The sequence below is a fragment of the Hymenobacter sublimis genome, assembly GCF_023101345.1.
GTDB lineage: Bacteria > Bacteroidota > Bacteroidia > Cytophagales > Hymenobacteraceae > Hymenobacter > Hymenobacter sublimis.
The window spans coordinates 2,518,490-2,537,541 of record NZ_CP095848.1; the positions used below are offsets into that span (position 1 = coordinate 2,518,490).

The window sequence follows — 19,052 nt, forward strand, 5'->3', positions numbered from 1 at the left end:
GTTTTCTAAATCTAGTGTTTCAACCACCCCTACCCACTCCTTGGATAAGGAGGGGAACTAGCCTCTAGACTTCTATAGCTATGCCTGATACAAATCACATTCATAATCTAGGCTATCAAAAAGCTATCCGCCGCACACTTCGCAGCAACCTCACACCTGCCGAAGCTCTGCTCTGGAAAGCACTTCAGCGCAGCCAACTAGCCGGCCGCAAGTTTCGTCGCCAGCATGGCATCGGTCCGTACATCGTGGACTTCTACTGCTCAAGCAAAAAGCTGGTGGTAGAGCTGGATGGCGCCGGACATTTCACGGCTAATGGTGAGGCGCAGGATGCCGAACGGGACGCTTATCTGGGCAGCTTAGGCCTGAAAGTGCTGCGCTTTGAGAACGAGCTATGCTTGCAACATATCGAGAGTGTATTAGCGACTATTGAGGCTGCTTTTCAGACCATCGTTCTATCATCGTCAACCACCCCTAGCCCCTCCTCAACTGAGGAGGGGAACTAGTTTCTAGTCTTAGCCCTAGCTGATGTTCGGGCTGCTTTTATGGAACAAACTACCCAACTCGAAACCGGCACCTACGAAATTCTGCGCAACCGCCTGCTCAAGAGCAGCACCGACCTGCGCCAGCGCCTGGACCTGCTCAATACCGAGCGCAAGCAGGTGTTTGGGGCCGTGGATACGCGCCTGCTAGGCACCGGCCGCATTACCACTGAAAATAACTGCGTGCCCTGGGACATGGTGCCGGTGGGGCAGCGGTTCATCTTCGGGTACAACGTGGTGCTGGGGCTGAAAGCGGAGCCGGACTTGGCCGATGTATTTGGGGTGTACGAATATGCCGAGCACGATTTCCGGCCGCTGGGCCTGGAGCTGCTGCAGAACCCGCAGTTTCTGGAGGAGTTCCGCAACCTGTACCGCTACTACAAGAACACCCAGTTCGTGAAGTTCGCGGTGATTGGGGCGCACTTGTTTATGGTGTTTCGGGTGGGCAAGAGTGCTTCCGACGTAAAGACGTTTAAGTGGCTAATGCAGGGCGAGACGCTTACCTACCTCGACAACCGCTCCGACCACGAGTACACCTTTCCGCCCCAGCACGAGTTCCAATGGAAGCGCGCCACCCGTGACATGCAGCGCGGCGGCAAGCACCCCCACATCAGTATCGAGGACAAGGTGTTCGTGGAAACCGTGGGCGGCGACCTGACCATTAAGGTGGAGGACAACACCAGCACCGGGCAGGGCATTTTGAGCGAGCCGGTCGACGATAAGGATCAGACCCTGGACGACTCGGAAATCTACTATGCGGTAGTGGGCAATCTGATTCTGCTCAAGATCCGGCCCTACCAGGAGCAGCAGTACCGCTACTTCATCTTCAACCACAAGCTCAAAACTGCTCAGCGCCTCGATGCCCTGGCCGATGCCTGCGTGCTGCTGCCCGACGGGCAGGGCCTGATCTTTCCGCACGGCTTCTACCTGCAAACCGGCGACAACAAGCTCTTCGATAACGGCCTGCGCGAGATGCTGTTCGAGAAGCGCGTCGTGTCGCCCAACGGGGAGGATTCCCTGTATGTGTTCTTCAACAAGGACCACGGCACCTACCTGCTGCTGAGCTACAACCGCATTGCCCAGCGCGTCGATAACCCCATCGTGTGCCACGGCTATGCTCTGTTCGAGAATGGGGAGCTGTGCTACTTCCGGGCCGACGATGAGCCCAAGAAGCACCACGCCGTGCAGATCTGGCAGACGCCCTACACCGCCCCGGATTTCCAGCTGCCCGTCACCTCCGATTCTTACCTCTACAAGCTGGGTAACAAGGAGATTGTGCGGGCCATGAGCGAGGTGCAGGAAATCCTGACGCTGACCAGTAAGGACGACTCCTACGCTGGCCTCTACCTCGACCTGATTCGCCAAACGACCAGCCTCACCGACGCCTACCACTGGCTGCGCGAGCCCGCCGCCCAGGCCCTGGCCAAGCCCTTGGGTGAAATCCGCCAGACGGCCACGGCCGCCGTGGAGGAGTTTGAGAAGGTGCAGAGCATCCGCAAAAACGCCGCCCAGCAAACCCAAACTATTTTCCAGAAAGCCGACGAGCTAATAGGCCGCATCCGCCGCTCTGCGCCCGATACCGTCACGGAGTTTGTGCAGCTGCTGGGCGAGTTGCGCGGGGTGCGGGGCGAGGTAATTTCCCTGAAGGAGCTGCGCTACGTGGAGCTGCCGGCCGTGGAAAAGCATGCCACCGACTTGGAAGCCCTGAGCAAAGAAGTGGCCCTGCAAACTGTGGACTTTCTGCTCAAGCCCGATGCCCTGGCCCCTTACTCCCAGCGCGTGCAGGCCATAGCTGAAGGCGTAGAGCAGGTGCAGAAAACCGTAGAGGCCGATCAGCGCGAGCAGGAAACGGCCGCCGTGGCCCAGGAGCTGGAGCTGCTGATTGAGGTAGTGAGCAACCTGCCCATCCCCGACCCGACCCAGACCACGGCCATCATCGACAACATCTCGACCGTGTACGCCCGCTTCAACCAGATTCGGGCGGCGCTGAAGCGGCGGCGGCAAGCCCTGGCCGGCACCGAGGCCCAGGCCGAGTTTACCGCCCAGCTCAAACTGCTGGAGCAGGCCCTGACCAACTACCTCGACCTGGCCGATACGCCCGCCAAGTGCGACGAGTACCTGACCAAGCTCATGGTGCAGCTCGAAGAGTTGGAAGGCAAGTTTCCCGACTTCGACCAGTTCATTGAGCAGCTCACCACCCGGCGCGAGCAGGTAGTAGAAGCTTTCGAGTCGAAGAAAACGGCCCTGGTAGCGGCCCGCAACCAGCGCGCCACGGCTTTGCTGCAAAGCGCCGAGCGGCTGCTAAAGGCCGTGCAAAGCCGCCTCACCCGCCTGGAATCGGTGGCGGATATCAACGGGTACTTTGCTGCCGACGTGATGGTGGAAAAGGTGCGCCAAACGGCCCAGGAGCTCATCAACCTCGGCGACTCGGTGAAGTCGGACGACGTACAGAGCCGGCTGAAAACCCTGCGCGAGGATGCCGTGCGCCAGCTCCGCGACCGGGCCGACCTCTACGCCGACGGCGGCCAGACCCTTAAGTTCGGCCCCCATGCCTTTACCGTCAACACCCAGCCTCTGGAGCTGACCGTGGTGCTGCGCGACGGCGACCTGCACTACCACCTCACCGGCACCAACTTCTTCCAGAAGATAACCGACCCGACCCTGCTGGCCTCCAAGCCCGTCTGGGAACAAACCGTGCTGTCGGAAAACCAGGACGTGTACCGGGCCGAGTTCCTGGCCTGGCGCATTCTGCAGGCGGCCCAGCACCCCACGCCCGCCGATGCGGAAGCGGGCCACCCCGCTGTGCTGTCCGTACCCGAGCTAGGCCACCTCAGCGCCGCCGAGCTACTGGCCTACGTGCAGCAGTTTATGGCCGCGCGCTACCAGGAAGGCTACCTTAAAGGCGTGCACGACCACGACGCCGCCCTGCTGCTCACGGCCCTGGTGCGCCTCACGCGCACGGCAGACTTACTCCGCTACCCGGCCGACACCCGCGCCGCCGCGGCCCTCTACTGGCTGCGCTTCGCCAACCCCGACCAGCGGGCCCACTGGGAGCGGCAGCTCCAGGGCATCGGGGTGCTGCTCCAGGTCTTCCCCGATTCCCAGGAGTTCGACGAGCTCAAAACCGAGCTGCAAATGGCCGTAAACCGTTTCGCGGAGCAAACCGGCCTGTTCACCCCCGCCCAGGTGGCGGATGCCGGCGACTACCTCTTCCACGAGCTGACCCACACCGGCACTTTCATCATTGCCGCCGAAGCCGCCGAGCTCTACCAGCAGTTACAGAAGCAGCTGCAGGAGCGCCAGGCCACGGAGCTGTTTCAGCAGTCGGTGATGGGCCTCCAGGACCAGCCGGTAGCGCAGTTTAACTTGGTGCGACAGTGGGTGCAGGCGGCGCAGTTCCGTGGACCCCACCCCCCAACCCCCTCCCCGGTGGGGAGGGGGAGCCAGACGGCTATGCAAGCAAAGCAAGTGCCCTCACTCCAGAACGCACCCCTCCCCACCGGGGAGGGGCTGGGGGTGGGGTCCGCTGGGCTAGCCCTCGAAACTGCCGTGCTCCTGCTCACTGGCACCTACGACCCGGCCCGCGTGGTGCACACCCCTACCCTCGAAATACTCGAAAACCTCCAGGGCAGCCACCCACGCATCCCCGAAAACCGGACCTACCAGCTCAACTTCCCCGATTTCCGCCGCCGACTGCTGCACTACGACCGCGCCACGGTAGTCCAGTACGAGGCGTTTCAGGAGGTGAAAAAGCAGCTGCTGGCCCGGGCCGCCGAGGACATGCGCCTGGAAGATTTCCGGCCCCGCGTGCTCACCTCCTTCGTGCGCAACCGTCTCATCGACCAGGTGTATCTGCCCATCATCGGGGCCAACTTGGCTAAGCAGATCGGGACGGCGGGGGAAGGTAAGCGCACCGACCTGATGGGCTTGCTCCTGCTCATCTCGCCGCCCGGCTACGGCAAAACCACGCTCATGGAGTACGTGGCCAACCGGCTGGGCCTCATCTTCATGAAGATCAACGGGCCCGCAATCGGACACGCCGTGACGAGTGTAGACCCCGCCCAGGCCCCCAACGCCGGGGCGCGGCAGGAGCTGGAGAAGCTGAACCTGGCCTTCGAGATGGGCGACAACGTGATGATTTACGTGGACGACATCCAGCACTGCAACCCCGAGTTTCTGCAGAAGTTTATCTCCCTCTGCGACGCCCAGCGCAAGATTGAGGGCGTGTACCAGGGCCGCCCCCGCACCTACGACTTCCGCGGCCGCAAGGTGGCAGTGGTGATGGCCGGCAACCCCTACACCGAAAGCGGCGACGTGTTCCAGCTGCCCGACATGCTAGCCAACCGCGCCGACATCTATAACCTCGGCGACATTCTCACGGCGGGCTCTGAAGACGCCTTCCGCCTCTCCTACCTCGAAAACGCCCTCACCAGCAACGCGGCCCTGGCCCGCCTCGCCACCCAAAGCCCCCAGGACGTGCCCGCCCTCATCCGCCTGGCCGAAACCGGGCAGCAGGACGGCCTCAGCTTCGAGGGCAACCAGACGCCCGAGGAGTTGAACGAATATGTGGCGGTGCTGCAAAAGCTGCTGCGCCTGCGCGACGTGGTGGCCCGCGTGAATGTGGCCTACATTGCCAGCGCCGCCCAGGCCGACGCCTACCGCACCGAGCCGCCGTTCAAGCTCCAGGGCTCCTACCGCAACATGAACAAGCTGGCCGAGAAAGTGCGCCCCGTCATGAACGACCAGGAAATTGAGCAGCTCCTGGCCGCCCACTACGAAAGCGAAGCCCAAACCCTGACCAGCGCCACCGAAGCCAACCTGCTCAAACTGCGCGAGCTGCTCGGCTGGCTCACCCCCGAGCAAGCCGCCCGCTGGCAGCAAATCAAGCAAACCTACCTCGACAACCTGCGCAACTCCGGCGCCGGCCAACTCCTACAGATGCTCGATAAGCTGGAAAACATTGCCGGTGGCCTGAGCGGAATTCGGGAGGCGTTGAAACGGGAGTAAGCATCAATCCAGAACGCCAGAGGTGCAACCGAAGCATCTCGCGTGCTGACGTTGCCAAATTAACTCAGCCTTTTCGCCTGACATTCACTGCTATTGTAAGGGCCAAGATGTTCACGCACAATTCGCTTACCGAGTTCCTACTAACAATCCTTGCGGGTTGTGCCCTGCCGGTTGCTGGTCAACATAGCAGGCGACGCTTCTTGCGGCTGCATCACCGCGGACTCCGCACGCAAGGCACTGTTATCAGCTTCCGGAAAACCGATGATGATCGGTACGCCACGATTTGCTTTCTTACTGAGGACAACCGCCAGATAATTCAGGAAGTCAATGACCACGGCTATTCCAAAGAATCCTCACTTTCTATTTGGTATGATCCTCTTTTACCAACTCATTTTGTCATTGGCTCTCCCTCGAAACTAGGCTTCTACTTAACTACCCTTCTTGGAACCGTCCTGATCGTCTATGCTGTCTGGCAGCTTATCTCCTAGCAACTCCGGCATCGGTTAGCTCTTTCAGCAGATGCTGGATAGCGGGAAAGCATTGCTGGTAGATTGAGCGCGGAGGACATACAGTAAATTCTAGAAGCTACCTCTGTATGACCACTTCCCGCGCTGTGGAGAAGAGTACATTTAGATGCGGCAGGCCTGGTATAGCCAAAATCCGTTTTCGTAGGTCAGCATGAATTCTAGATGACAGGATAACAGGCTCAGCTTGTTTTATATAAGGACCACTATAATGAAGCCAGTCATATACAAACAAGCCATACCAAGCGTAGTCTTTCCAGACAGCTGAGGTACCAAGCCTCGGTAATATGAAGCCAGAAGTAATCGTATCGTAAGCCTGAAAGTTACGTCTTACTTCAAGTGGTATTTCTCCATATCCACTCGACGCAAACAAGCCTATCTCTCCTGAAGTGTCAACTGCAAACCAGTCAAAATCCATTCCATCAAAATGCTCTCCGTAACCTGATTCTTCCACATGTATCCTTTTTCATTTAGCTAACCCAGCTGGCGCCAATGTAGCACAGCGTGAAGATTGTATTCCACTGTCGCGCTAGAGTTCAGTGCCGCGTGACTTGAACCTTAGTATCTCTGATAGCCAGAGCTTTGGTACCTCCACCCATCAGCCCTCCCTTGCTACCCACTTAATTTACCTTCTTATGGGCAAGCAATACCTCACCACCAGCGCTGACAACCAGCTCTTTATCGAGCATCAGCACATATTCTTCGTAAGTACGGCGGCCGCGGTTGGCCGTCAAGCACGCCCAAGGGCTAAGACACTCTGCGCGTGCTTGACGGCCAACCGCATGGCCTAGCTGAACCTGACCAGCAGCGGCAGCGAAACCGCCGCCCACCTGCGGGAGGTAAACCAGTATCTGAATAGCGGGTTTCCTACCCATACCATGCCCAAAGCAGCTAGGGCTAGCTTGGGATGTAGACTGAAAATGTAGAGCCTACGCCTAGCTCACTGTGCACTTCTACGCGGCCGCCTAGGTTTTCCACTATTTTTTTAACGGTGTAGAGGCCCAGGCCAGAGCCCTCCACATGGTTATGAAAGCGGCGAAAGAGGGCAAACAGCGAAGCTTGCTGGGTGGCGGTTAGGCCCAGGCCGTTGTCCTGTACGGTCAGGTGCCAGAACCCGTGCTGGGTGCCGCAGTTCATGCGCACATGGGGCGGCCGGTCGGGGTGGCGGTACTTAATGGCATTGCTGAGCAGGTTATACAGCAAGGAGCGCAGGCTCTTGGCCGGCATAGCCACCTGAGGGCAAGCGTCGGCATCGACCTCCAAGACACCGCCGGTTTGCTGCAGGGCTGGCAGCAAGTCCTGGCGCAGGTCGTCCACAATGGTAGCAAGCTCCACGGGGGGCGCCACGGGGTCGTGGGCTTGGTGCAGCTGCAGTACATCGCTGAGTTGCACCAGCGTCCGTTGGAAGCGTAGCACCGCATCCTGCATCATGTTCAGCAGCATCCTTGCTTCGGCTGGGGGCGGATCGGGTAGCGTCTCACTGAGCGCCTGCACCAGCCCTTCCAGGTTGTTAATGGGGCCTCGCAGGTCGTGGGCGGCCATATACACGAAGCCGTCGAGGTCGTCATTGACGCGGGTGAGCTGCTGGTTGGCCTGGTTTAGCTCCTGATTCAGGGCCAATACCTGCTGGCGGGCCCGCACCTGCTCCGTCACCTCAAAGGCAAACACGTACACTCCATCTACCTGCTGATGCTCAGTGTAGCGGGCCTGAAACGTGTAGTTGAAATACGCATCGGCGGGCTCGGCCTGGGCGGGGCGCGTCAGCGGAATGCACACCTCATGCTCCTGCCGGCTCCGGCCGGTCCGGTACACTTCCTGCAGCTGATGCCACATAAACGAATCCCGCAGCTCGGGCACAGCATCCAGCATAGGTTTTCCTACCAGCTCTTGGCCCGGAAACAGCTGCTGGTAGTAGGGATTAACGAATTCGTACACCAGCTCGGGTCCGTGGTGAAGGCAGATGGCGGCCGGGGCCTGCATCACCAAGTGGCTCAGGCGTAGCCGCTCCCGTTCCGCCTCAGCCAAAGCGTCGTGTTCCCGGTGCTGACTTACGCGTAGGGCCCGGCGCGAGAGTACCTCCTCCGTCACGTTGACGCTGCTGTGAATGATGTAGCGCAGCTTTCCTTGCGCGTCAAACACGGGGGTATTCAGCGGTTTCCAGTGACGCTCCACAAAATGGCCCGGCCGGTCAGGGTCAAGCACATCGTAGTGCTGCAAGGCCATTTGGTGGGGCTGGCCGGTGGCAATTACTCGCTCCAGCGAGGCCCGCCAGTTACGCACGGCATTGGCCTCGGGCGCGGCGGGGTTGTCGGGGAAGGCATCGAAGAGGTAGCGGCCCACCAGCTCCTCCCGCCGTTTCAGGGTGTTTAGAAGATAAGCGTTACTGGCCGTGAGAATAATCAGCTCAGGCGAGACAACTATGTACGAATCAGGTACTGTTTCCAGGGCCTGCAACTGCTGAGCAAGGGACACGCCAGAGTCCATAACAACAAAATCGAAAGCTAAAAGTGGCCTTTAACGTAGCCAACACAAAAACGAACGGCGGCGGGCGCAAGGCCTTCTCGGGCCACTCATCGGTTCCTGGTTGTGCTGAAAAAACGCCCCGGTGGCGGCCGGGGCGTGGTGCATGTTTGCGAAGGGGTACTGCGGCGGCGGGCTATGGCATGCCGGCACCGCCGCTGGCCCCGTACACCTGCCCGGTGGCGTAGCTTGCCTGCGGGTCAGCGAGCTGCACATAAATGGAGGCTAGCTCCACGGGCTGCCCGGGGCGCTTCATGGGGGTGTCGCCGCCGAATTTCTGGAGCTTCTCCTGGGTGGCGCCGCCGCTAACTTGCAGGGGCGTCCAGATGGGACCGGGGGCCACACCATTCACCCGGATACCTTTCGGGGCCAGCTGTTTGGCCAGGGAGCGGACGAAATTAGTGGTGGCCGCTTTGGTTTGGGCGTAGTCGTACAGGTCGGCCGAAGGGTCGGTGGCCTGCTCGGAGGTAGTACCGATAATGGCCGAGCCGGGCTTCAGGTGGGGCAAGGCCGCCTTAATAATCCAGAACGGGGCGTAGATGTTGGTTTTCATCGTCGCGTCGAAGTCCTCCGTGGTGAGGTCCATAATGGACTGGCGCTGCTGCTGCCGCGCCGCGTTGCTAACCACAATATCCAGCCCGCCCAGTTGGCGCACGGTATCCTCAACCAGCTTTTTGCAGAAGGCTTCGTCGCGCAGGTCGCCGGGAATGGCTACGGCTTTCTGACCGGCGGCCTTAATCAGGGCCACTACCTCCTTGGCGTCGGCTTCTTCGGCGGGCAGGTAGTTGATGGCTACATCGGCGCCTTCGCGGGCGTAGGCAATGGCGGCAGCCCGGCCCATGCCGGAGTCGCCGCCCGTAATCAGGGCCTTGCGCCCCTTGAGGCGGCCGGAGCCCTTGTAGCTTTTCTCGCCGTGGTCGGGCACGGGGTCCATTTTGGAGGCCAGCCCCGGCCAGGGCTGGGTCTGGCTTTTAAATGGGGGCCGGGGGTAGGCAGTGGTCGGGTCTTTCAGGGGTTCGGGGGCCGCTTCGGGCGAGAGGGCGGCTCCTTCCACGGGTAACACGGATCCTACAGTGGCAACGGCCAAGCTGGCACTTAACCCACTGATTATCTGACGGCGGCTGAGTTTGTTTTCATCTTTCATAGTTCTATGCAACGAGCCATTCCGAGATTAGTTATCCATTTTCTTGCCTAAAGCCCATTCTTACCTGTCGCCGGCGGGTAGTACTCCCGCTGGCGTACTAGCGCTGTTTTGCCCTTTACCTCAACGCTAGCTAACCCTGCTTCCGGTTGGTGCGGCGCAGCCTGGTCAGCCTCGCCCAACCCAATCTGGCCCCTACTACCCGGGCAAATACACGGGGCTTGGTTAGCGGCTGGCCCGTTCGCCCCGAATGCGCTGACCCAACCGCTGAAACCACAGTTTCTTTCTGGCTCGGTGTTGTTTTTTGGCTCGGAGCCGGCGCAACCGGGCTGCGCGCCGGGCCCTAGCTTGCGCGCTTTTGGAAGTGTGCAGGCGTGCTGCCGCGCGGGAAGCAGCGCTCGAGCGTGGTTTGCCGGCAAGGGCCGCGCTTGCCGGGTTCCGGACGATGACGCCCGCCGGCAGGTTGCCCACGAATTGCAGGCTCAGGTAGGGGTGATAATAGTTGCCCGCCTCGTCGGTGGCCGGGGAAGCGTAGTCGTTGGGGCCGGCGCTGGCGCGCGCTTGCAGGCGGTTGGCCCCAATGCCGAACCCGCGCAGGGCGCGCACGGCTGCCCGGGCCCGTTCCTCACTCAGGGCCTGGGTTGAGTGCTGCCCATCGAGGCTGTCGCTGTAGCCGCTTACTTGAATACGGGCCCGCGGAAACGCCCGTAGGATGTTGGCCAGGTTACGCAGCTGCTGTTGCGCCGCCGCCGGCAGCGTCGTCTGCCCGGCTTGGAAATAGGCCTGATCAACTGGAATCCAGTTTGCCTCTTGGCGCAGGGGGCCGGAGGGCTGGGCGGCGCCGGCCAGCAGGCGGTACAGTTGGTATTCAGTGGAGCGGGCGGCCACGCGCTGGCTGGTACCATCCCCGAGCAGCAACAGCACCGGTTGGCCGGGGTAATCCAGGTACATTTCTGGGCCAACGGCGTAATGTGCGGGGGCCGCCTCGGGCGGAGCAGGTTCGGTCGTCGTTGTCAGGTTAGCTGCTAGGTAGGCCGCGGCATCGGGGCTAGGCTGGGCCTCAACGGGTGGGGAAGCTTCCTCGCGCGCGGATGGTGGTGAGGCCAGGGCCACCTGCTGGCGGGCAGCCGAAGAAGGAGAGTTCCAGCGCCCAATACCAAACCCAAACGCCAGGGCAGGTAGTAGCAACAGCACGGGCCAGTAGCGCCGCGGTAGCCGCACGTGCAAGAAAGTGCGCAGGGCTGTACCCAGGCGGTTGGCCTTGCGGGCGGGGCGCGTGGCAGACCGGGGAGGAGCCGGACGGGCTGCCTGGGTGGGCTCCGGGCGGGGCGGCGGAGTTGCCGCTGCTTCTGCCGGTGGCACATGGGGTAGCGCCCCGGGTTGCTGCTGCAGCCAGCGGCTAATACCGGTGGCATCTAGTTGCTGGGCGGCCGCATGGTGGCGCAGGGCCCCCAGGGTTGCGGCCACCACCACGTCCACTAGCAGGGGCATGGCCTCCGCGGGCACGCCGCCAGCCTGGCTAATCTGCCGGGTGCGGCTGGCATAAATTGGGCCCAACAGCGCCTCTAGCAAAGCTACGCCCCGCCCGCGCCAGGAGTGAGCCTCTGTAGTGTTAAGCAGGCCCGTCCAGTCAGGAGCGGGGGCCCGTTCCATCCAGCTCCACAGGGCCTCCTCGCCGGCAGGTTGCTGGCTGCGGCTGGCAAAAGCCGGAATTACCAGCGCCAGCATGTGGCTTACTGCCTGTTGAACGGCCGGTGCCGTAGCCTGCACGGCAGCGCTCAAAGGCGCCAATGCCTCACCCGTTAGGCTGGCTTGTACCGTGTTTGCTAACGTTTGCTCCTGACTCATACTGGTTTGCGCAGGGAATTCGCTTAGTTACTCCAATAACTAATTTACATAAATATCATAATATAATGCCATAGAAAACATGGTAGCCAAAATCTTCACTCTTTTCGGTGCTGCCACAGGCCCTAATCTGAATGATAGGAAGAAGTAAACACAGAGACTACTTCAACGACAAAAAGCACGTTGCGTCGGGCATACAAACCAACTCGCAGGCTATTGCAGAGGTAGTAATACCATGATGGCCAAGTAGAAGCGTCTATTCCACCGACCTATTCAGCACGTGTGGTAGCAAACCGACAAAAGAGCCTCACCTCCAGCGACATGAGGGCAAGCAGTATGCTACTGCATATGCCAACACCCCATGTGCTTCGGCGGCGCGTGGTGTAAGGTTTACCCAGTTAGCACGGTTTTCCAGCTACCTGACAATCCGGCTCTGGCTTACTGCTAACGTGCCCGCCCGGTGTTGTTGCGCAAGCTCAACCGTTGCAAGTAAGTTGCTGGTATCTCGCTCCTGCTATTACACTTTATTGTACATGATTTTACGCTAATTATTTACTGATAAAAACATAATCCGCAGGTGTATTCAGCACCTCTTCGCCGTTTTTTCGTATGCATTCACTGCTGAGTAACTACCGCTCAGTTAACAGATTGCGAACTTCTGTAGCCAACTAGTAGGCCGCAGGGCTTCCAACCTGAACCATACCGTCACCAAAAAATGGGGGCGTCTGCCAGCTCAACCGTACGAACGTACTGTCGACTTTCCGCGTAAAGCACAACGAGGGAAGTTTAATTTTTCCTGGCTTCTCGCCGAAAACAGACAGTACACATGGTTGATATTCAAAATAATATATACACTGACGAGTATCTTTCTTTTATACAAAAGAAAGATTTCCCGTGCGTGGCCGCCAAAACGGCCCTTACCTGGCAGCAGCTGCAGTGCTTAGTGGTTGACCACTTGGCCTGCCCCAAAGACGACGCGGCTATCCTGGAGTTTCTGTACGAGTTTGTGGACACGTACCGGCAGTCGGAGAAGCTCTACCACAGCGCCGCCATCATCTTCAAGGGCCCTGACGTACCAAACGAGGCTTTGTTTGAGGAGCTGTTCTGGCAACGCCTACAAGCGCTGTCTAACCTGGACGCCCAGCGCTACGGCTACGACCGGCGGGTGGTGGCCGACCCTACCTCTCCTGATTTCAGCTTTAGCCTCAAGGAGGAAGCGTTTTTTGTGATTGGGTTGCACCCGGGCAGCTCCCGGCCGGCGCGGCGGTTCACCTACCCTACCCTGGTGTTCAACGCCCATGCCCAGTTCGAGCAGATCCGGGCCAACGGCCGCTACGAGAACCTGCGCGACACCATCCGTACCCGCGACGTGGCCTATTCCGGCTCCATCAACCCCATGCTCCAGGATTTTGGCACCGCCTCAGAAGCCTACCAGTACACTGGCAAAGCCTACGACCAAGCATGGAAATGTCCTTTTTTAAGCCAACATGACTCAGTTAACCATCATTCCGCCGCGTAGTGGCACGGCCTTCATCCTGCGCAAAGGCCAACAGCTTAAAGTAGTTGACATTGAAGGCGAGCAGGTTTCCGACTTTATCTGCTATAACCTCGCTGACCGCGCCGAATACTTGTCCTCGGGCCGTACCATCGATTACGCCGAAACTATTTTTCTGACCAAAGGGCACCCCTTCTACTCTAACCGGAGCAACGTGATGTTTGAGCTAGTGGAAGACACCGTGGGCCGCCACGACTTCCTGCTCACGCCCTGCAGCGCCGATACGTTTCGCATCATTTACGGGCATCAGCATCCGCACCGGGGCTGCTTTGGCAACCTCTGCGAGGCTCTGCAGCAGTATGGCATCAGCCCCGATGCCATACCTATATGCTTCAATATCTTCATGCACGTAACCGTGGACGGCACCACGGGCAAGGTGGATGTGCTGCCTCCCAAAAGCAAAGCCGGCGACTACGTTATTCTGGAGGCCAAAACCGACCTGCTGATTGGCATGACGGCCTGCTCAGCTGAAATGTCGAATAATTACGCCTTTAAACCCATCGGTTACCAGATTCTGGATCCGGCAACTCCGGCGGCAGAAACGGCTGACCCTGCTACCGCCTAGCACAGAAAGCCAGCTAACGACCCTTTGGCGTATTGTTCTTAGGAGAGTTGGCAGGTAGTGTGCTGGGGCAGGTACACCCGAAAGGTGGTGCCTTGCCCCACAGTGCTGTCCACCTCCACCCGCCCGCCGGCTTGGTGGGCTAAGCGGTTGACTAGGTAAAGCCCCATGCCGGAACCTACTACCTCGGGGTGGAAGCGACGAAACAGCTGAAACAGCTGGCGGCCGTAGCGGGTTAGGTCGATGCCCCGGCCGTTGTCCTGGACGCTGAGCACGGTTGCGTCGTCGGAGGCTGCGGTGCTGACTCGGATGTGCGGGCGGCGGCCGGGCTCGGCGTATTTCAGGCCATTGCTGAGCAGGTTGTATAGCATGCTATGCAAGCCGGGCCGGGCCATGCACACGGTAGGAGCGGCCGCAAAGTCGAGAGTGAACGTGGCGTTCTGGCCGTTTACCTGCTGCAGGCTCCTAATAATTTCTTCCGTGAAAGGCTGCAGGACCACTAGTTCCAGGGGTACTTGCTCCAACTGGCGCTGCAGCTGCACTACCTCCGTCAGCCCCTTGATAGTTGTGAGGATTTGTTGCAGGGCCTGGGTAAACATGCCCATCATGTCGGCCGCCTCGGGGTCGTGGAAGGTGACGGTGCGCCGTAGCTCCTGAAACAGGCCCGCCATGTTTTCAATGGGCTGCTTTAAATCGTGGGAGGCGGTGTACACGAAGCTGTCCAGATCGGAGTTGATACGGGTAAGCTGCTCGTTTTTGCTGGTGAGCAACTCATTGGCCTGAGCAAGCTGCTCGCGCTGCTCCTCGGCCTGGGCCTTGGCCCGCAACAGCTCCTGCTCGTACTTGCGGCGCTCCGTAATGTCGAACAAGGTCACGCGCACGAGCAAGGGCTGCTCGTCGGAGTCGCGCAACAACTGGGCGTTCATTAGCACGGGCAGGGTAGAGCCGTCTTTGCGCCGGAGTGAGTAGCTCAATTCCCGCACTTGGTTGCGGACTAGCAGCAGCGGGGCGCAGTGCGTTTCGTAGTGCAGGCGGCCACCCACGGTAAACAGCTGCTGCAAACACTGGCGCGCCACCAACTCAGACCGCTCGTAGCCCAGCCAGCTCAGCAGGGTATGGTTTAGCTTTACCAGGGTGCCATCGGGGAGGCAGGAGCAGTACCCGCAGGGTGCGTGTTCGTAGAGGTCATCCAGATTTTCCTGCGTCAGGCGTAGGTCCAGCTCCGGGAGCAGCTCATCATTGGGTGTGCTCATGACTCCGGTGTAGGGGTTTTCCCCAGCAAAAAGTGGTCAATGGCCCTGATTGTGGCGGCCGGGGCGCTCAGGTGCGGGCAGTGGCCGGAGGTGTCCAGGACAACCAGCTCATTCACGGGCAAGTGCTGGTGGAGGTAGGCGCCCACGGCCAGGGGCGCCAGCGCGTCGTGGGCGCACTGCAAAACCAGGGTTGGAGTTGGCACCCGGGCCAGATCCGCCCGGTTGTCTGAGAGGAAGGTGACGCGGGCGAAGTGCCGGGCAATAGTCGGATTGGTCTGGCAGAAGCTGGCGTTCAGCTCCGCCGCCAAGTCGGGCCGGTCGGGGTGGCCCATAATCACCGGCGTAACAGCCCCCGACCACCCCAAGTAGTTGTCGTCCATGGCCTCGAGTAGCTCCTCAATGTCGGCCTGCTCGAAGCCTCCGAGGTAGTCGGTATCATTAAGAAAGCGCGGGGAAGGCGCCACCAGCACCAGCCGGCCAATGCGGGCCGGCTCCTGAATGGCGGCCAGCACCCCAATCATGGCGCTAACGGAGTGCCCCACAAACACAACCTCGTGCAGGTGCAGGGCCGCAAGCACGGCCAGCACATCCTCGGCGTGGGCCAGCAGGGTACCGTAGCGGCCCGGCTCGTAGGCGGTTAGGTCGGAGTTGCCGGCGCCCACCAAGTCAAGCAGAACCACCCGGTAGCGCGCCTCGAAAGCTGGGGCTACCAGCCGCCACATGCGCTGGTCGCAGCCGAAGCCGTGCACCAATACCATGGCCTGCGCCCCTACCCCGGAAATGCTGACGTTGTTGCGAGTGAGAACATCCATACCGTGGAACCGACAGCCAGCGCCCGCGGTAACGCGGTTTTGCTAGGGCTACGTGCGCTGTCTTCTGCTCCTAAGGTAGTGGTTTATAAGAATTGAGGAGTATGAGCAGGCAAGTAAACTACTCTTGCTTACAGCCGCTTCACACTAGCAAACCCTACCGCACCTCAGCAAGTAGTGGAGGGCAGTAGGGTTTACCCTATTTGCGAGGGCAGAGCTGCTGACCGCCGTGGCAGAGAAAAACGGCTAAGCCATTAGCGAATCGAGCAAGGCCTGATCAGGAATTATGCATGGCGGCGTAGTGCTCATCTATGGCCTGGTCCATAGCCTTCTTAAAGGTTGATAGGAGCTTAATGCGCTCCGTGTCCGGCATGTTCTGCAGCGTCTGCTCAAATGTAGTCCGGTACACGTGCGCCATAAAGTCGGCGCCGTAGGTAGTAAAGAATCCGTCGTGGATTTTACTGAAGGCTACTTTTTCGGCTGAGGAAATGGAAAGTGATAAAGCCAACCATTCTTTTGCGTTGTTAGCCAGGCTGAGTTGCAGGTCTTGGTCCACGGAGTAAGGAAAAAATGAAGAAGCGGACCTTACTGCTGGCGGCGGTAAGGCAAGTAGGCGCTGGTAGCAACCGGCGCGGCCACGGCTCCGCGGCCCCCGTGCGCAGCATAGAAATTTTCTATGGCTGCTTCCAGGCCCGATTCATCGTGCAGGGCTACTGTGGCAAACACATCCTGCCTCGCGAGCGGGGCGGCCAAGCTGCTTAACCGGCAGCCTTCAATGCCCAGCGGATGCTCAATGAACAGACGGGCGCCGTCCTGGGTGGCGACTTCGTGCTGATAGCGCCAAGCCTGGCGAAACGTGGGTTGGTTGGCACCGCGTGTGGTGGAAACCGCGGCAAAGCCGAGGCTTCGCAAGTAAGAATCAGTCATGCAGAATAGAAAAATTATGTAACAGGGGAAAGCTCGGCGGCCCAGTTCACCTGGCGCAGTAGCACGCGAAATTCAGCCTCCGAGGCCACCCGGCCCTGAAAGTTGTAAAGCATTTGCCCATTCACCACTTCCAGCAAGGTCAGCTCCCTATCCTCATATACTACTATAGTTTCCTGCCCGCAGGCGCTGTTGCGGCTGTAGCGCAACTGACCGGGCGGAGAAGCAAATACAACGAAGCCAAGAGCGCGCAGCAGCTCGGCGGAGGGCTGATAAAAAGCAGACATGAGCAGATGGGAAAAAAGCGCGTGGCAGAAGTGCTGCGCAAGGGGCCGACAGGTGCCGAAAATGGCAAAGGCGCTGGCTAGAAGCGGTGCTTATACCGGTAGCAAGCCCGCCCGCCGCAGTTAAGTTCAGTATTCCCTAGCCAACTTCCTAGTTAGTAGCCCAAAGGAATCTTACGTAGCGCGCCACCTCTTGCCCCAGACTCGCGTTTGCGGCCCGCCCATTACGGGTTTACTCCGCAGCTTCAGCCTTAATAAGCTCGATTTCCGACTTATCCAAGGGCTTATGAATCAGGCGGGTAACCAGGGGATTTTGGTCGGCCCGGGCCAGGTCAGTTTGGGCCAACGACGAGGTGAGGATATAGATGCGGGTGTGGTCCAGCACGTGGGGAGCCACGGGCCGGAGCGCCTCCAGAAACTCCCAGCCGTTCATTACGGGCATGTTCAAATCCAGCAGGATAACCTGGGGCAGCTCCGGCACCGGGGCCTGCTGCAAATAGCACAGGGCCTCCTGCGCCGACTGAAAAGAGGTAATGGAATCGGCAAACTCCTCGCGCTGCAGCAGCAGCCGCATCAGGAAGATGCTCGTCATGTCGTCGTCGATTAACACGGTATGCATGCTTGCTCTTTAGGATAAATGTACAAGGAACCGGGTGCCGACATTCACGGTGCTGTGCACCGTAATGCGTCCGCCCATTGCCTCAACATGCGTTTTTACTAGGTATAAGCCCAATCCGCGCCCCTCCGGCTGGGTATGAAATCGTTTGTAAAGCTTAAAGACATCCGCGCCGGCTTTTTGCGTGTCGAAACCCGAGCCGTTGTCGGCTACTTCTACCTGCGTGCCGGGCCCCGGCTGGCTGGGCGTGGCAGTAATGGTAATGCGCAGCGGCCTTTGCTCCGAGCGGTACTTAATGGCGTTGGAGAGCAGGTTAAAGAAAACGCTGTAGAGGTAGGCCCGGATGCCGCGCACGCACAGCTTGGCGGGTATTTCGGCGTGGATTTCGCCCCCGCACTCGTCCAAAGAATCCCGGAGGCTGTCAACTACTTGCCGCACTACCTCGGCTAGGGGCACCTGCTCCGGCTCCGACACCCCTTGCTTGTCGCGCACCGTTAGGATGGTGTTCATGTCGTGCAGGACGGTGTCGAGCTGGCGGGTGTTGAGCAGCAAGTGGTGTAGCAGCTGCTCGTACTCCGGGGTCTGCCGCTGCTCCCGCTCCTGGCCAACCAGCAAGTCAACTAGGCCCAGCATATTGGCCAGGGGCGCGCGCAGGTTATGCGACACGATGTAGGCGAACTGCTGCAGGTCGGTGTTCTGGCGGTACAGCTCCTGGTGGGCCTTTACCTTGTCTGTTACGTCCGTGAAGTACACCGAGAGGCCTTCTTCGGAAGGAAACGCCTTTACCTCCAGCCACAGCTGCCGGGGCTCAAAGAAGGCCTGAAAGTGCACAGCGTTTCCTGAGGCCATAGCCAGCCGGCACTGCTGATAAAACTCGTCGAGATTTTGGCCCGTGAATACCTGCCAGGCCGTGTTGCCCAGGAGCTGCTGCCGGCTCATCCCCAATAGGCGCTCCACCTCACTGTTGACAAAGTTGAACGTCCAGCGCCGGTCGAGCAGGAAAAACGCATCCGTAATGCTCTCGAAGATGGTATTGAGCCGCCGGGCCTGCTGGGCAATGATGGATCGGGAGGCTGCCTCCACGGTAATATCCTTGGCCACCATGTGCACGCCCGCTACCTTCTCCTCAACCCGTAGCGGCACCTTGGTTACGTTCAGCACCCGGGGCTCGGAGCCGTTAATCTTCACCTCCACCTCAAATTCTACCTTATGACCCCGGAAGGCTTCGGCCAGTTTCTCGGCAAACAGCGGGGCTTTGTCGGGAGGTAGGAAGTCGGAAAAGGGCCGGTGCAGCACCGCTTCCTTTGGCCGGTGTACCACCTCCAGAAAAGCCTGATTCGCATCCAGAATAACACCGGTTTGGTTCTGAAACAGCACCAGGTCGGGGTTATTTTCGAACAACGAGCGAAACCGTTGCTCATTTTCTACCAGCTGCATGTCTATGTTCATGAGCAGACGAGCATATGAGTTTAG

Annotated in this window: 16 protein-coding genes; 4 read left to right on the forward strand and 12 right to left on the reverse strand. The window is 59.6% G+C overall.

Annotated features, from left to right (window positions below):
- The first annotated feature begins 80 nt into the window (after positions 1-80).
- Both MWH26_RS10525 and MWH26_RS10530 read left to right on the forward strand, forming a co-directional pair.
- A complete protein-coding gene (locus tag MWH26_RS10525) occupies positions 81-503 on the forward strand; it encodes an endonuclease domain-containing protein (RefSeq protein WP_247974242.1) in 423 nt (140 codons plus the stop codon).
- 39 nt (positions 504-542) lie between these two features.
- Positions 543-5,546: a DNA repair ATPase gene (locus MWH26_RS10530; RefSeq protein WP_247974243.1), complete on the forward strand. Its 5,004-nt coding sequence runs from the start codon at positions 543-545 to the stop codon at positions 5,544-5,546.
- 140 nt (positions 5,547-5,686) lie between these two features.
- Here MWH26_RS10530 and MWH26_RS10535 read toward each other — a convergent pair whose 3' ends face one another.
- From MWH26_RS10535 to MWH26_RS10555, 5 genes are all read right to left on the reverse strand, one after another.
- A complete protein-coding gene (locus MWH26_RS10535; protein WP_247974244.1) occupies positions 5,687-5,881 on the reverse strand; it encodes a hypothetical protein in 195 nt (64 codons plus the stop codon).
- A 250-nt stretch (positions 5,882-6,131) separates the two neighbouring features.
- Positions 6,132-6,524, reverse strand: a complete 393-nt coding sequence (locus MWH26_RS10540) for a hypothetical protein (RefSeq protein WP_247974245.1) — start codon at positions 6,522-6,524, stop codon at positions 6,132-6,134.
- Positions 6,525-6,967: 443 nt separating this feature from the next.
- A complete protein-coding gene (locus MWH26_RS10545; RefSeq protein WP_247974246.1) occupies positions 6,968-8,554 on the reverse strand; it encodes a sensor histidine kinase in 1,587 nt (528 codons plus the stop codon).
- Positions 8,555-8,726: 172 nt separating this feature from the next.
- Positions 8,727-9,734, reverse strand: a complete 1,008-nt coding sequence (locus MWH26_RS10550) for an SDR family oxidoreductase (protein ID WP_247974247.1) — start codon at positions 9,732-9,734, stop codon at positions 8,727-8,729.
- A 222-nt stretch (positions 9,735-9,956) separates the two neighbouring features.
- Positions 9,957-11,579, reverse strand: coding sequence for an OmpA family protein (locus MWH26_RS10555; protein ID WP_247974248.1), 1,623 nt, complete (start codon positions 11,577-11,579; stop codon positions 9,957-9,959).
- Between the two features lie 823 nt (positions 11,580-12,402).
- Here MWH26_RS10555 and gntA point away from each other — a divergent pair.
- Together gntA and MWH26_RS10565 are read left to right on the forward strand one after the other, a co-directional pair.
- Complete coding sequence (gene gntA, locus MWH26_RS10560; RefSeq protein WP_262920618.1) at positions 12,403-13,095, forward strand: guanitoxin biosynthesis heme-dependent pre-guanitoxin N-hydroxylase GntA; 693 nt, start codon at positions 12,403-12,405, stop codon at positions 13,093-13,095.
- Positions 13,064-13,696, forward strand: coding sequence for a DUF1989 domain-containing protein (locus MWH26_RS10565; RefSeq protein ID WP_247974249.1), 633 nt, complete (start codon positions 13,064-13,066; stop codon positions 13,694-13,696). The genes gntA and MWH26_RS10565 overlap by 32 nt, the downstream gene beginning before the upstream one ends.
- Before the next feature lie 38 nt (positions 13,697-13,734).
- On the opposite strand, the gene MWH26_RS10570 is transcribed toward MWH26_RS10565, so the two are convergent.
- The 7 genes from MWH26_RS10570 to MWH26_RS10600 all read right to left on the reverse strand — a co-directional run bounded on the left by MWH26_RS10570 (position 13,735) and on the right by MWH26_RS10600 (position 19,028).
- Positions 13,735-14,946 carry a PAS domain-containing sensor histidine kinase gene (locus MWH26_RS10570; protein WP_247974250.1) on the reverse strand — a complete coding sequence of 404 codons (1,212 nt, stop codon included), beginning with the start codon at positions 14,944-14,946 and terminating at the stop codon, positions 13,735-13,737.
- Positions 14,943-15,758, reverse strand: a complete 816-nt coding sequence (locus tag MWH26_RS10575; RefSeq protein WP_247974251.1) for an alpha/beta fold hydrolase — start codon at positions 15,756-15,758, stop codon at positions 14,943-14,945. The genes MWH26_RS10570 and MWH26_RS10575 overlap by 4 nt, the downstream gene beginning before the upstream one ends.
- A gap of 274 nt (positions 15,759-16,032) precedes the next feature.
- Positions 16,033-16,311: a hypothetical protein gene (locus tag MWH26_RS10580; protein ID WP_244696586.1), complete on the reverse strand. Its 279-nt coding sequence runs from the start codon at positions 16,309-16,311 to the stop codon at positions 16,033-16,035.
- 29 nt (positions 16,312-16,340) lie between these two features.
- Positions 16,341-16,682: a hypothetical protein gene (locus MWH26_RS10585; protein WP_247974252.1), complete on the reverse strand. Its 342-nt coding sequence runs from the start codon at positions 16,680-16,682 to the stop codon at positions 16,341-16,343.
- A 14-nt stretch (positions 16,683-16,696) separates the two neighbouring features.
- Complete coding sequence (locus MWH26_RS10590; protein WP_244696588.1) at positions 16,697-16,966, reverse strand: hypothetical protein; 270 nt, start codon at positions 16,964-16,966, stop codon at positions 16,697-16,699.
- 229 nt (positions 16,967-17,195) lie between these two features.
- Positions 17,196-17,582 (reverse strand): response regulator, encoded by a 387-nt coding sequence (locus MWH26_RS10595; RefSeq protein ID WP_244696589.1) that lies wholly within the window; start codon positions 17,580-17,582, stop codon positions 17,196-17,198.
- Positions 17,583-17,591: 9 nt separating this feature from the next.
- Positions 17,592-19,028: a sensor histidine kinase gene (locus MWH26_RS10600; protein ID WP_247974253.1), complete on the reverse strand. Its 1,437-nt coding sequence runs from the start codon at positions 19,026-19,028 to the stop codon at positions 17,592-17,594.
- Positions 19,029-19,052 lie beyond the last annotated feature (24 nt).